We start from the raw sequence: 12,983 nt of genomic DNA, 5'->3' as shown, positions 1-12,983 counted from the left end.
CGCCGGGACACCTGTCCCGGCGCCCCTTACGCGTTCTTTACGATGCTCCGCATGAAGCAACCCTCCTCCCAGGCCCGGTGGGAGCGCCGGACGCAGACGCCGCTGCTGGTGCTCGCCCTGGGATTCGCCGTGGCCTACGCGGTGCCGATCGTCCTGCCCGACGCGAGCCCGGTGGTGCACGCCGCCTGCAAGCACGCCGAGTGGGTGGTGTGGGCCGCATTCGCCGCCGACTACCTGATGCGGCTGGGCCTGGCGCACTCGAAGAGGGCCTTCGTCAGGACCCACTGGCTGGACCTGGCGGCGGTGGTGCTGCCGATGATCCAGCCGCTGCGGCTGCTGCGGGTGGTGTCCACCCTGATGCTGGTGGGCCGGCGGGCCCGGATGGCCCCGCAGATCCGGCTCACCACCTACGTGGCGGGCTCGGTGGTCGGGCTGCTGATGTTCGGCTCGCTGGCGGTGCTCAGCGTGGAGCGGGACGCCCCCGACGGCAACATCAAGAACCTCGGGGACGCGCTGTGGTGGTCGGTGACCACGATGACGACGGTCGGCTACGGGGACCACTCCCCCACCACCGGACTCGGACGGCTGCTGGCGGTGGGGCTGATGCTGTCCGGGATCGCGCTGCTGGGTGTGGTGACCGCCAACATCGCGGCCTGGTTCATCTCCCGCTTCGAGCGCGACGACCTGGTGGAGCTCGCCCAGACGGCGGCGATCTCCGAACTGACGGCGGAGGTACGGGCGCTGCGCGCCGAGGTCGCCCGCCTCGGCGGGATCCCCGCGGCGGCCGGGGCTGCCGGGGCCACCGGGGTCACCGGGGCCGCGGCGGCCGCCGGGGAGTCCGGCCCGGGCGCCGGGGTCGGCGCCCAGGGCGGGCCGGTCCAGGCGGGCGGCGGGGCCGTCAGCGCTCCCACACCTTGAACGCCCTGACCTGGTACGGCGACTGGGGCAGCCACACCCCGTCGCCCGGGTAGGTCTGGAACTCACCGGTCTCGGCGCACTCGGCCGACTGGTAGGTGGTGACCGGGCGGCCGGTCCGGTTCGTGAGGGACTGGGCGGTGGTCCCGGCGGGCAGGGCGGTGCAGCTGTTGATGTCGAGGGTGCTGAGCTCGTGGGTCGTGCGGGCGCCCTTGAACTCCGGCTTGGCCCACAGGCACAGCTGCCCGGTGGCGCAGGCCCCGAGCACCGGCGGCCCGGCGGCCCGGCCCTTCGTCCGCCCCTGCGCCTGCCCCTTGGCCTGCCCCTTCGCCCGCCCGGAGGCCCGTACCGGAGCCGGAGCGTCCGCCCGGGACCTCCCCGGAGCCTGGGCCCGGGACGGCGCCTGCACGTGCCCCTGGGCGGGGATCAGGGCCGCCGTACGGCCCGGGGCGCGGCTCGCCGCGTGGGCGGATTCCGCGGTGGTCGGGATCAGCAGGGTGGCGGCGAGAACGGTGGCCGTGGCGGCGGTGCGCCCGGAGAAAGTGGTGTTCCACGTACGCATGACGGGTCAACTCCTGGTGGACGTACGGGCCCCGGACCGATTCCGGAGCTCCGTCGGCACCACGCTGACCTGCGCGGATGTCCCGGCGGAAGGGGTCGCGAGCGGGTCCACCCTGATAGGCGACAGCCCCGCCGGAGCGCCCGGCGGGGCTGTGTCGGCCCCGGAGTTGACGCCTCCGCGACCACCGTGACCGCCCCGGCCGCCCGGCCCGCGGTACAGCGCCAGCGGGACGCCGTACCGGGGCGGGCAGCCGAGGCGGGGCTGGATGGGGGCTCCGACCCTGGATGAGGGCTCCGACCCTGGATGGGGGCTCCGCCCTAGATGTGGGCCGCGCCCGCCCCCGCCTCGGCGTTCTCGCCACGCTTCGTGAAGCCGGCCACGATCGCGGCGAACACCGCGACCACGCCCGCGACGGTGAAGGCCGTGCTCATCCCTGACACGAACGTGTCGTGCGCGACCCCCGTGATGGTCGCCGCGAGCTGCTCCGGAGCACCCGGCGGGATCGGGGCGATGCCGACCTGGATGCCCCGCTCCGCGAGGTCCGCCTGCTCCGGGGTGAGCGGCGGCAGGCCGGCCCCGGCCCAGTTGTCCTCGAAGACGCTGCCGACCTTGCTCGCCATGACCGCGCCGAGCACGGCGGTGCCCAGGCTGCCGCCGACCTGCATGGCGGCCTGCTGGAGCCCGCCTGCCACGCCCGAGAGCTCCAGCGGGGCGTTGCCCACGATGACCTCGGTGGCGCCGACCATGACGGGCGCGAGCCCGAGGCCCATCAGGGCGAACCAGAACGACATGGTGAGGGTGGAGGTGCCCGGGGTCAGCTGGGACATCCCGAAGCAGGCGGCGGCGGTGGCGACCATGCCGGCGACCAGCGGCAGCCGCGGGCCGACCTTGGTGATGGCCAGGCCCGCCAGCGGAGATCCGACGATCATCATGCCGGTCAGCGGCAGCAGGTGCAGACCGCTGTCGACGGGGCTCATGCCGTGGACGTTCTGCAGGTAGAAGGTGACGAAGAACAGCCCGCCCATGAAGGCGAAGGCCATCAGGACCATCAGCACCGTGCCCGCGGACAGCGGCAGCGAGCGGAACATCCCGAGCGGGATCAGCGGCTCGGAGACGAAGTTCTCCCAGAGGGCGAAGGCCACGAAGCACACGAGGGACCCGCCGAGGAAGGCGAGGGTCCTGGTGTCGCCCCAGCCCCATTCCGAGGCCTTGATCAGTGCCCAGATCAGCGAGAACATCCCGGCCGACAGCAGCAGGATGCCCGGGACGTCGAAGGAGCGCGGGGCGTTCTCGGCCCGGTGGTCGACCAGGATGAACAAGCCGAAGGCGAGCGCGACGATGCCGACGGGCACGTTGATGAAGAAGACGGACTGCCAGCTCACGTTCTCGACGAGCAGACCGCCGACGATCGGCCCGGCGGCGGTCGAGGCGCCGATGACCATGCCCCAGATGCCGATGGCCATGTTGAGCTTCTCGGCCGGGAAGGTCGCCCGCAGCAGGCCCAGCGCGGCGGGCATCAGCAGCGCTCCGAAGACGCCCTGCGCGACGCGGAAGCCGATGACGAGCTCGACGCCGCCGGAGAGGCCGATGGCCGCCGAGGAGACGGCGAACCCGGCGATGCCGATGAGGAAGGTCTGGCGGTGGCCGAAGCGGTCGCCGAGCTTGCCCGCGGTGATGAGGGAGACCGCGAGGGCGAGCAGGTAGCCGTTGGTGATCCACTGGACGTCGGCGAGCGAGGCGCCGAGGTCCTTCTGGATGGCCGGGTTGGCGACGGCGACGATCGTGCCGTCGAGGGTGACCATCATGACGCCGATCGCGACGGCGAACAGGGTGAGCCACGGGTGGCCCCTAAGGCCCGTACGGACGGGCGAGGGGCCCGGTTCCTTGGTGAGCGAGAGTGCGTCCCCGCCGTCGACGGTGATCTGACTAGTCATGCGAACAGGTTAGTGACAGCGACTGACACTTCACAGACCGGTTCGTCAGACAGCCACTGTCAGGTCGGTCACAGGTACCCTGACCGCCGTGATGACCGATCAGCGGCCCGCGTCCGCACCGCCGGCCGGACTGCGCGAGCGCAAGAAACAGCGCACGCGCGACGCACTGCTGCGCGCGGCCCTCCTCCTCTTCATCGCCCAGGGGTACGAGGAGACGACCGTCGACGAGATCGCCGACGCCGTGGACGTGTCCCAGCGCACCTTCTTCCGGTACTTCGCCAACAAGGAAGAGGTCGCCTTCGCCGTCCAGGACCTGGTCGAATCGCACTTCGTCGCGGCGCTGCACTCCCGCCCGCCCGCCGAGGGCCCCTTCGAGGCGATGCGCTCGGCCGTGCTCGCCGCCTGGGACACCGTCGAAGAGGCCATTTCGGACCTGGTCCCGCTCGACCTGTACATGCGCAGCTACCGGCTGATCGAGTCCACCCCGGCCCTGCTCGCCGTGCACCTGCGCCGCTCCACCGAGCTGGAGGAGCGGATCGCCCGGCTGATAGCCGAGCGCGAGGGCCTGGACGTGGACGTCGATCCGCGCCCGCGGGTGGCCGTCGCCGCGTTCACGGGCGTGATGCGCGTCACCGGCCGGCTCTGGGGGCAGGGCGAGGACACCAGCGTGGCCACCATCCGGCGGATGACCGAGGTCTACCTCGACCAGATCGGCCCGGCGCTCGCCTCCGACTGGCGCCGACCCGTCTGACCGGCGCACTTTCCGCCCGGCCCGCCCGGCCGGGCGCAGGCCGGACGAACCCGGACGAACACCCCGTACGGGTCGGGGCGCCCGCGCACGCAGGTCCCGTACGGGAGCACCCGCCGACGGGGCGTCCCACGGTCGGCGGTGACTCCCGTCACCCGGCGCGCAGGCACCCGCGACGGTCTCCTACGCTGGGCGCAGTGAACCTGCCCGGCCCCGCCCACACCCCCTCCGCCGACGCCCCCGCGCGCCCGGCCGCCCTGCGCGCCCTGCTCGCGCTGGCGGTGGTCTTCCTGATGCTCGCGACCACGGGCTGGACGGCCGTCTACCGGCCCGCGAGCGAGGCGTCCCCGCGCGACGCCGCGCTCGCCTCCTGGGCCGCGGCGCGCTTCGAAGGCCGGGCCCTGCCCGCCGCGGATGCCCCGGCACCCGTGGTGGCACGTTTCTTCGCGAGCCTCGACGGCGCCCAGCGCGCCCGGCTCACCGAGGGCCACCCGCTGGTGGTCGGCAATCTCGACGGCGTGCCGCCCGGCGTCCGCTACCGGGCCAACCGGATGGCGCTGAAGCAGGCCGTGCGGATCGAGGACGCCCGCGCGCACGACAGGACGCTGGCCCCCTCCGACCGCGCGACCGCCGCCCGGCGCGCCCACCGCTTCGCGTCCCTCGCCGAGCCCGGCCGGCAGATCCTCGTCTTCGACCCCACCGGCAGCGCCCTCGTCGCCGAGGTCTTCGGCGACCTCGGCGAGGCCCGCCGCGTATCGGTGATCGTCCCCGGCGTGGACACCGACGCGCTCACCTTCGAGCGCACGATGCGCCGGCTGACCGCCCCCGTCGGCATGGCGGAGTCCCTGTACGCGGCCGAGCGCACGGCCGCCCCGGGCAGCCGGACCGCGGTCATCGCCTGGGCCGGCTACACCGCCCCGACCGGCGTCGGCATGGACGCGGCCACCGGGCGACTGGCCGTGGACGGCGCGGCCAGACTGCGCTCGCTGACCTCCGCGCTGCCCGGGCGGGCGAGCGTGGCGCTGTTCTGCCACAGCTACGGTTCGGTGGTGTGCGGCGTGGCCGCCCACGAGCTGCCGCCCCGGGTCACGGACATCGTGGTGGCGGGCAGCCCCGGAATGCGCGCCGAGAACGCCGCCGAGCTGGACACCTCGGCGCGGGTGTGGGCGATGCGGGACGCCGGTGACTGGATCGCCGACGTGCCCCACCTGGAGTTCGGGGGCCTGGGCCACGGCGCGGATCCGGTCTCCGAGGAGTTCGGCGCGCGGGTCCTGTCGGCGGCGGGCGCCAAGAGCCACACCGGCTACTTCGAGCCAGGAACGGAATCCCTGGACAACTTCGCCAAAATCGGAACCGGTGCGTTCGGTTCCACGGTGTGCGCCGCCGGGGACGACACGTGCCGACGCGGAACATCCGGGACGGACGGTCCCTGACCGCTCGGCCGACCCGAAATCGGACCTCACGGCAGGGGGACGCACGGGGGTGCGTCCCTTTACGATGTGCCGCATGGGTGACGTACTGGCCGGAAACCATGCCGTCTGGGAGTTCGACCGCACCACGAACTCGCTCATCATCCGCTTCGCACGGGGGATGCGAACGCCAAGACTCTGGCACGCCCTGGGGGAACGGCGGATCCCCGTCGAGGCGTTGGCCGGGGTGGGCCTGACCGCGGGACGGCGGGACACACTGGTGCTGCACGCCCGCGTACGGGTGGGAGCGGACCCGCTGATGGACGCCGCGGCGGGGCAGTTGAGAGAAGCCTGCGATCCGTACCGGCTGGTGCTGCCGGGTGGTGGCGCCGGGGCCGGCCGCGCGGGGGCGTTCACCGAGGCCCTGCGCGAGCGGCTGGGTCCGGAGGGGCCGGCCGACCGGTTCCTCGTCTCCGTCCCGGGGCCCCCGGCCACGCTGAAGGCGTACGACGCCCGGCTCGCCTTCGACGGCGGCGCCGTCACCTTCCACTGGTCGCGCACCGGGGCCACCAGCACCAAGTGGAAGGCGGGCGACCAGCGGTACGCGCTGGCCGACCTGGCCGGGCTGGTCTGGCACTCCCCGGAACGGTCCGGCGGGCACCTGCGGCTGTTGCCCCGCGAGGGCGCCGGTGATCCGCGGCCGGACCACGACCTGGCCTCGGCCGTCTTCGGGGTGGGGTACGGGGCCGTGCACGAGTCGCTGCCGTTCGCGGCCTCCGTGCTCGCCGCCCTGCGGGCGCGGAGTCCGGTCGCCGCCGTGCCGAGGCCCCGGGCCGGGGAGCGGATCCAGCACCTCGCCGAGCTGCACAGCGCGGGGCTGCTCACGGACGCCGAGTACCGGGCGCTACGGGACCGCTTCACGGCCGGGGCCTGACCCTGCGGGGCTGTCCCCTACCCGCCCTTCCACCGTTCCCCGGGCTGCGCCCGGACCCCCTGGGGCTCCGCCCCAGACCCCACGCCTCAAACGCCGGCGAGGCTGGATATGGCCGCCGCCGCGCCCGGTCAGACCTCGCGGGCCGCCGACGTGTGGCTCATGTCGGGGTAGCGGTCGCCCGCGACCCCCTCGGCGATGGGCTCCAGGAGGGCCAGTTCCGCAGGCGTCAGCGTGATGCGGGTCGCGCCCGTGTTCTCCGCCAGGCGGGACGGCTTGCGGGTGCCCGGGATCGGGACGACCGTCAGGCCGTGCACCGCCGCCCGCTGCTGCACCCATGCCAGGGCGATCTGCGCCGGCGTGGCCCCGCGGGCCGCCGCGATCTCCCGTACGGGAGTGAGCAGCGCCCCGTTCGTCTTCGCGTTGTCCCCCGTGAACCGGGGCTGGTACTGCCGGAAGTCATCAGCCGTCAGCTCCGCCGACGCGTCCGCGAACGCCCCGGTCAGGAAGCCGCGCCCGAGCGGGGAGTACGGCACGAAGGCCACGCCCAGCTCCGCCGCCGCGCCCACCGCGCTGCGCTCCACGTCCCGGCTGAACAGCGACCACTCCGACTGGAGCGCCGCGATCGGGTGCACCGCGTGCGCCTCGCGCAGCTCGGCGCCGGTCACCTCGCTGAGCCCCAGGTGGCGCACCTTGCCCTCCTGCACCAGCTCCGCCATCGCGCCCACCGACTCGGCGAACGGAACGGCCGGATCCCGCCGGTGCATGTAGTAGAGGTCGATCACGTCGGTGCCCAGCCTGCGCAGGCTGTCCTCCACCGCGCCGCGGATGTAGGCGCGGTCGTTGCGGACCCCCCGGTACAGCGGGTCGTCCGTCCGCTCGATGGCGAACTTCGTGGCGAGGGTGATCCGGTCGCGGTGCGCGGCCACGAACGGCGCGAGGAACTCCTCGTTGGCGCCCCGCCCGTAGACGTCGGCGGTGTCGAAGAGGGTGACCCCGGCCTCCAGCGCGGCGTCCAGCGTCCGCCGGGCGGCCGCCTCGTCGGTGTCCCCGTAGAACTCGCTCATGCCCATGCATCCGAGCCCCTGGACGCCCACCAGCGGGCCGCCCCCGCCCAGTTCGACCTGCTCGATCCCTGCCGTGTTCCCGGTCATGTCCGGTCTGCCTCTCCCGCGACGGCTCCCGCGACGGCGGTGCACATCGCATACGTATCGATCTTGTAGTCCAGCACGGCGAGCGCGTCGGTCAGTTCCGCGATGCGCGTCCGCACCTCGTCGCGCGTGCGCTCCAGCAGTTCGCGCCGGTCGTCGGCGGTGTGCGGGCCCTCACGGACGAGTTCTGCGTACCGGACCATGTCCGCCACCGACATTCCGGTGGTGCGCAACTTGCCGACGAAGCCCAGCCAGTCGAGGTCCTTGTCGGTGAACCGCCGCTGCCCCGAGTGCGAACGGTCCACGTGCGGCATGAGGCCGATCCGCTCGTACCAGCGCAAGGTGTGCTGGGTCAGACCGGTCCGTGCCTCGACCTCGCTGATCGTGTACCGCGTCTGCGTCTGCAGGGGGGTCTGGGTCAGGCTCATGGCTCCACGCTAAATCCTTGGAGTGCACTCCAAGCAAGTACCCTCGGCCGCATGGAGAGCTTGCAGAGTCTGCGCATCATCGAGAACTGGCCGGTTCCGACCGCCGCCGCGGCCGTCGTCCACGCCGACGGGACCGTGCTCGGCTCCCACGGCCCGGTGGACCACCGCTTCCCGCTGGCCTCCGTCACCAAGCCGCTCGCCGCCTACGCCGCCCTCGTCGCCTACGAGGAGGGTGCGATCGAGCTGGACGAGCCGGCCGGGCCCGAGGGCTCCACCGTGCGCCACCTGCTCGCCCACACCAGCGGCCTGGCCTTCGACGAGCACCGGGTGACGGCCCCTCCCGGGCAGCGCCGGCTGTACTCGAACGCCGGTTTCGAGGAGCTCGGCGACCACATCGCGAAGGCCACCGGGATCCCCTTCGCCGCGTACCTGGCCGAGGCCGTCTTCGAGCCGCTGGGCATGGAGTCGAGCAGCCTGGAGGGCTCCCCGGCCAAGGACGGCGTCTCCACCGTCTCCGACCTCCTGCGCTTCGCCGCCGAGCTGCAGCAGCCCCGGCTGCTGGACGTGCGCACCGTCGCGGAGGCCACCTCGGTGGTCCACCCCGGGCTCAAGGGCGTGCTGCCCGGCTACGGCCACCAGACGCCCAACGACTGGGGTCTGGGCCTGGAGATCCGCGACGGGAAGGCCCCGCACTGGACGGGCGCCGGTTCCTCGCCGCGCACCTTCGGGCACTTCGGGCAGGCCGGGACCTTCCTGTGGGTGGACCCGGACGCCCGCGCCGCCTGCGTGGCGCTGACGGACCGCCCCTTCGGGCCGTGGGCGGTCGAGGCCTGGCCGCCGTTCACCGACGCGGTGCTCGCCGAGCTCAGGACCCGCTGAGTCCTACGAGAACTCCCAGATCAGCACCTCGGCCGGCGATCCGGCGATCAGCTCCAGCTCCGGCTCGCCGCTGATCCGCGCCGAGTCCCCGGGCCCGAGCTCCGCGCCGTCCAGCCGCAGGTCTCCCCGTACGACGTGCAGGTAGACCCGCCCGGCGGCCGGTACGGCGACCCGCTCGCCCGCGCCCGGACGCCGGACGTGCAGGACGGCCCCGGCCGCGGGCACGGCGTAGGGCGTGCCGTCGGCGATCCCCCGGACCAGCGTGTACGAGGGCTCCCCGGCCGGATCGGCCGGGGCCAGCCACATCTGGACGAAGCGCAGCGGCGCGGGGCCGTCGTTGCGTTCCACGTGCCGGGTCCCGGACGCCGCGGCGAGGTGCTGCAGGTCCCCGGGCCGCACCAGGGTGGCCGCGCCCGTGGCGTCGCGGTGGGTGAGCTCGCCCTCGGCCACCCAGGTGACGATCTCGGTGTGGCTGTGGGGGTGCTCGTCGAAGCCCGCACCCGGGGCGAGGCTCTCCTCGTTGCACGCCATGACCGGGCCGAACCGCAGGTTGTCGGGGTCGTAGTGCGGGCCGAAGGAGAAGGCGTGCCGGGTGGTGATCCCCGTGGCCGGGCCGCCCGCCGCAACGTCGGCGTCCGCTCCCTCGTACCGGTCGGCGCCTCGGCGTACATCAATCATGGGGGCCACCGTAGCCCCCGGGGCGCGGCCCGGGACGGGACCGGACTCCGCGCAGCCGTCCCGATAAGGCAGTCTTGTCACGTGCCCCAACCCGAACGTGAGCATTCACCCGCGGTCCACCCCGCGCATCCGGCTCCGCCCCATCCACACTCCGCGACGCTGCGCCGGCTGGAGAAGTCCTCCGGACGGCTCGCCGCCAACGCCATCGCGCGCATGGACGAGACGCTGTCGTGGTACCGGGCGATGCCGCCGGAGAACCGGTCCTGGATCGGCCTGGTCGCCCAGGCCGGCATCGCCGCGTTCACCGAGTGGTTCCGGCATCCGGAGACCCCCCAGGCGATCTCCACCGACGTCTTCGGGACGGCTCCGCGCGAGCTGACCCGGGCGATCACGCTGCGCCAGACCGTCGAGATGGTGCGCACCACGATCGAGGTCATGGAGACCGCGATCGACGAGGTCGCGGCACCCGGCGACGAGTCGATCCTGCGCGAGGCCCTGCTCGTGTACGCCCGGGAGATCGCCTTCGCGACCGCCCAGGTGTACGCCCAGGCCGCCGAGGCGCGCGGTGCGTGGGACGCCCGGCTGGAGTCCCTCGTGGTCAACGCGGTGCTGTCCGGGGAGGCCGACGAGGGCGCACTGTCCCGGGCCGCGGCCCTCGGCTGGAACTCCCCCGAGCACGTGTGCGTGGTGCTGGGCACGGCTCCGGAGGGCGACAGCGAGCTGACGGTCGAGGCGATCCGGCGGGCCGCCCGCCACCACAAGCTGCAGGTCCTCACGGGTGTGCTGGGCGACCGGCTCGTGGTCATCGCGGGTGGCAGCGACAATCCGATGCAGGTGGCGAAGTCGCTGATCGGGCCGTTCGCGGCGGGTGCGGTGGTCGCCGGACCGGTGGTCCCGGACCTGCTGAACGCCACGAAGTCGGCGCAGGCCGCCGCGGCCGGACTCAAGGCCTGCACGGCCTGGCAGGACGCGCCGAGGCCGGTGCTCGCGGACGATCTCCTGCCCGAACGCGCGATCGCCTCCGACCCTTCGGCTCGCGAGCAGTTGGTGGAGGAGATCTACAGACCGCTCGAAGAGGCCGGCTCGGCGCTGCTGGAAACGCTGAGTGTCTACCTGGAGCAGGCGAGCAGCCTCGAAGGTGCCGCCCGGATGCTGTTCGTGCACCCCAACACCGTGCGCTACCGGCTCCGACGTGTGACAGACGTCACCGGATGGTCGCCCTCGGATGTCCGCTCCGCGTTCACGCTGCGGATCGCCCTGATCCTCGGGCGTCTGGCCGACGGCGATCCTCAGTCCTAAGCTTTTGTCGGACATCAACAATTACCCCGATGGTTCTTCGTCCCTGTCCCCACGGGCGGCGCGGACCGAACACAAGAGAGAGTGTGAGGGTGCTCGTACTCGTCGCTCCCGGCCAAGGCGCACAGACGCCCGGCTTCCTGACTCCCTGGCTCGAACTGCCCGGCGCCGCCGACCGCGTCGCCGGCTGGTCGGACGCCCTCGGGCTCGACCTTGCCCACTACGGCACGAAGGCCGACGCGGACGAGATCCGCGACACGGCCGTTGCACAGCCCCTGCTGGTGGCCGCCGGCCTGCTGGCCGCGGCCGAGCTGACCTCCAAGGTCGGCCCGGGCTCCTTCGGCGCCGTGGCGGGCCACAGCGTCGGCGAGATCACCGCCGCCGCGTACGCCGGGGTGCTGTCCGACAAGGACGCGCTGTCGTTCGTACGCACCCGCGGGCTCGCCATGGCGGACGCCGCGGCGATCACCGCGACGGGCATGGCCGCCGTCCTCGGCGGGGACCCGGACGTCGTCGTCGCGCACCTGGAGAAGCTGGGTCTGACCCCGGCCAACGTCAACGGCGCGGGCCAGATCGTGGCCGCGGGGACCATGGAGCAGATCGCGGCCCTGGAGGCCGAGAAGCCCGAGGGTTCCCTGAAGGTCGTCGCCCTCAAGGTCGCGGGCGCCTTCCACACGCACCACATGGCTCCGGCGGTCGCCGGTCTGGAGCAGGCCGCTGCGGCCCTCTCCCCGGCCGACCCGGAGCTGACGTACGTATCGAACAAGGATGGTCAGGTCGTGACCACGGGCGCCGATGTCGTCGCCCGGCTGGTGGGCCAGGTGGCCAACCCGGTCCGCTGGGACCTGTGCATGGAGACGTTCGCCGCTCTGGGCGTCACCGGGATCGTCGAACTGTCCCCCGGTGGCACCCTGACGGGTCTGGCCAAGCGCGCGCTGAAGGGCGTACCGAGCGTGGCGCTGAAGACCCCGGACGATCTCGACAAGGCCGCGGCGCTCGTCTCCGAGCACGCGGTCTGAGAGAAGGAGCCCACTCAGCATGTCGAAGATCAAGCCTGCCAAGGGCTCCCCGTACGCCCGCATCCTCGGTGTCGGCGGCTACCGTCCGATCCGTGTGGTGCCGAACGAGGTCATCCTCGAAACCATCGACTCCTCCGACGAGTGGATCCGCTCCCGTTCCGGTATCGCGACGCGGCACTGGGCCTCCCCGCAGGAGACCGTCGCCGTGATGTCGGTGGAGGCCTCGGGCAAGGCCCTGGCCGCCGCCGGGATCGCTCCGGAGAAGATCGGCGCCGTGATCGTCTCGACGGTGTCGCACTTCAAGCAGACCCCGGCCGTGGCGACCGAGATCGCGCACCGCATCGGCGCGGGCAAGCCCGCCGCCTTCGACATCTCCGCCGGCTGCGCCGGGTTCGGCTACGGGCTGACCCTGGCCAAGGGCCTCGTGGTGGAGGGTTCCGCGGAGTACGTCCTCGTCATCGGCGTGGAGCGGCTCTCGGACCTGACCGACCTGGAGGACCGCGCGACGGCCTTCCTCTTCGGTGACGGCGCGGGCGCCGTGGTCGTCGGACCCTCGGACGAGCCGGCCATCGGCCCCACGGTGTGGGGTTCGGAGGGCGACAAGTCGGAGACCATCAAGCAGACCGTGCCGTGGGACGAGTACCTCGGCAAGGACGGCGGCGAAAAGTTTCCCGCCATCACGCAGGAGGGCCAGGCGGTCTTCCGCTGGGCCGTCTTCGAGATGGCCAAGGTGGCCCAGCAGGCGCTCGACGCAGCCGGGATCACCGCCGATGACCTGGACGTCTTCATTCCGCACCAGGCGAACATGCGGATCATCGACTCGATGGTGAAGACTCTGAAGCTGCCGGAGCACGTCACGGTCGCCCGTGACATCGAAACCACCGGCAACACCTCGGCCGCCTCGATTCCGCTCGCAATGGAGCGGCTCCTGGCGACCGGTGCGGCGAAGAGCGGCGACACCGCGCTCGTCATCGGCTTCGGGGCGGGGCTCGTCTACGCCGCCACGGTCGTTACCCTCCCCTAGGGCCCGGGA

13 protein-coding genes are annotated in these 12,983 nt (G+C 73.0%); 8 read left to right on the top strand and 5 right to left on the bottom strand.

What is annotated here, in order from left to right; translation table 11 throughout:
• The first annotated feature begins 51 nt into the window (after window positions 1-51).
• Entirely contained in the window at window positions 52-918 is an 867-nt protein-coding gene (locus OG898_RS19330; protein WP_266958265.1) for a potassium channel family protein, read from the top strand.
• Here the strand turns inward: OG898_RS19330 and OG898_RS19325 are convergent.
• Together OG898_RS19325 and OG898_RS19320 are read right to left on the bottom strand one after the other, a co-directional pair.
• Window positions 899-1,345: a peptidase inhibitor family I36 protein gene (locus OG898_RS19325; protein WP_250745611.1), complete on the bottom strand. Its 447-nt coding sequence runs from the start codon at window positions 1,343-1,345 to the stop codon at window positions 899-901. The two genes, OG898_RS19330 and OG898_RS19325, sit on opposite strands and share 20 nt — an antisense overlap.
• Window positions 1,346-1,794: 449 nt before the next feature.
• Window positions 1,795-3,411: an MFS transporter gene (locus tag OG898_RS19320; RefSeq protein ID WP_250745564.1), complete on the bottom strand. Its 1,617-nt coding sequence runs from the start codon at window positions 3,409-3,411 to the stop codon at window positions 1,795-1,797.
• 91 nt (window positions 3,412-3,502) lie between these two features.
• Here OG898_RS19320 and OG898_RS19315 point away from each other — a divergent pair, with 91 nt between their 5' ends.
• From OG898_RS19315 to OG898_RS19305, 3 genes are all read left to right on the top strand, one after another.
• A complete protein-coding gene (locus OG898_RS19315) occupies window positions 3,503-4,162 on the top strand; it encodes a TetR/AcrR family transcriptional regulator (protein WP_250745612.1) in 660 nt (219 codons plus the stop codon).
• A gap of 290 nt (window positions 4,163-4,452) precedes the next feature.
• Window positions 4,453-5,592, top strand: coding sequence for an alpha/beta hydrolase (locus OG898_RS19310; protein ID WP_323182717.1), 1,140 nt, complete (start codon window positions 4,453-4,455; stop codon window positions 5,590-5,592).
• Window positions 5,593-5,656: 64 nt separating this feature from the next.
• On the top strand, window positions 5,657-6,502 hold the full coding sequence (locus tag OG898_RS19305; protein ID WP_266958263.1) for a DUF4429 domain-containing protein: 846 nt from the start codon (window positions 5,657-5,659) through the stop codon (window positions 6,500-6,502).
• 128 nt (window positions 6,503-6,630) lie between these two features.
• On the opposite strand, the gene OG898_RS19300 is transcribed toward OG898_RS19305, so the two are convergent.
• On the bottom strand, window positions 6,631-7,653 hold the full coding sequence (locus tag OG898_RS19300; RefSeq protein WP_266958261.1) for an aldo/keto reductase: 1,023 nt from the start codon (window positions 7,651-7,653) through the stop codon (window positions 6,631-6,633).
• A complete protein-coding gene (locus OG898_RS19295) occupies window positions 7,650-8,078 on the bottom strand; it encodes a MerR family transcriptional regulator (RefSeq protein ID WP_266958259.1) in 429 nt (142 codons plus the stop codon). Before OG898_RS19295 ends, OG898_RS19300 begins: the two co-directional genes overlap by 4 nt.
• A gap of 51 nt (window positions 8,079-8,129) precedes the next feature.
• On the opposite strand from OG898_RS19295, the gene OG898_RS19290 reads away from it, so the two are divergent.
• Entirely contained in the window at window positions 8,130-8,957 is an 828-nt protein-coding gene (locus OG898_RS19290; protein ID WP_266958257.1) for a serine hydrolase, read from the top strand.
• Window positions 8,958-8,960: 3 nt separating this feature from the next.
• Here OG898_RS19290 and OG898_RS19285 read toward each other — a convergent pair whose 3' ends face one another.
• Window positions 8,961-9,635 carry a pirin family protein gene (locus OG898_RS19285; protein ID WP_266958255.1) on the bottom strand — a complete coding sequence of 225 codons (675 nt, stop codon included), beginning with the start codon at window positions 9,633-9,635 and terminating at the stop codon, window positions 8,961-8,963.
• 81 nt (window positions 9,636-9,716) lie between these two features.
• On the opposite strand from OG898_RS19285, the gene OG898_RS19280 reads away from it, so the two are divergent.
• The 3 genes from OG898_RS19280 (at window position 9,717) to OG898_RS19270 (ending at window position 12,974) form a co-directional block, all read left to right on the top strand.
• Window positions 9,717-10,934: a CdaR family transcriptional regulator gene (locus OG898_RS19280; protein WP_250745570.1), complete on the top strand. Its 1,218-nt coding sequence runs from the start codon at window positions 9,717-9,719 to the stop codon at window positions 10,932-10,934.
• 89 nt (window positions 10,935-11,023) lie between these two features.
• Window positions 11,024-11,950: an ACP S-malonyltransferase gene (locus OG898_RS19275; RefSeq protein ID WP_250745571.1), complete on the top strand. Its 927-nt coding sequence runs from the start codon at window positions 11,024-11,026 to the stop codon at window positions 11,948-11,950.
• Window positions 11,951-11,969: 19 nt separating this feature from the next.
• Window positions 11,970-12,974: a ketoacyl-ACP synthase III gene (locus tag OG898_RS19270; protein ID WP_250745572.1), complete on the top strand. Its 1,005-nt coding sequence runs from the start codon at window positions 11,970-11,972 to the stop codon at window positions 12,972-12,974.
• The last annotated feature ends 9 nt before the right edge of the window (window positions 12,975-12,983 follow it).

This window comes from Streptomyces sp. NBC_00193, assembly GCF_026342735.1.
Classification (GTDB): domain Bacteria; phylum Actinomycetota; class Actinomycetes; order Streptomycetales; family Streptomycetaceae; genus Streptomyces; species Streptomyces stoeckheimensis.
This window is presented reverse-complemented; position numbering and strand designations above follow the sequence as displayed.

Coding starts and splice junctions, on each gene's coding strand:
- OG898_RS19330 (WP_266958265.1), top strand. CDS start 52: ATGAAGCAACCCTCCTCCCAGGCCCGGTGGGAGCGCCGGACGCAGACG.
- OG898_RS19320 (WP_250745564.1), bottom strand. CDS start 3,411: ATGACTAGTCAGATCACCGTCGACGGCGGGGACGCACTCTCGCTCACC.
- OG898_RS19315 (WP_250745612.1), top strand. CDS start 3,503: ATGACCGATCAGCGGCCCGCGTCCGCACCGCCGGCCGGACTGCGCGAG.
- OG898_RS19310 (WP_323182717.1), top strand. CDS start 4,453: ATGCTCGCGACCACGGGCTGGACGGCCGTCTACCGGCCCGCGAGCGAG.
- OG898_RS19305 (WP_266958263.1), top strand. CDS start 5,657: ATGTGCCGCATGGGTGACGTACTGGCCGGAAACCATGCCGTCTGGGAG.
- OG898_RS19300 (WP_266958261.1), bottom strand. CDS start 7,653: ATGACCGGGAACACGGCAGGGATCGAGCAGGTCGAACTGGGCGGGGGC.
- OG898_RS19295 (WP_266958259.1), bottom strand. CDS start 8,078: ATGAGCCTGACCCAGACCCCCCTGCAGACGCAGACGCGGTACACGATC.
- OG898_RS19290 (WP_266958257.1), top strand. CDS start 8,130: ATGGAGAGCTTGCAGAGTCTGCGCATCATCGAGAACTGGCCGGTTCCG.
- OG898_RS19285 (WP_266958255.1), bottom strand. CDS start 9,635: ATGATTGATGTACGCCGAGGCGCCGACCGGTACGAGGGAGCGGACGCC.
- OG898_RS19270 (WP_250745572.1), top strand. CDS start 11,970: ATGTCGAAGATCAAGCCTGCCAAGGGCTCCCCGTACGCCCGCATCCTC.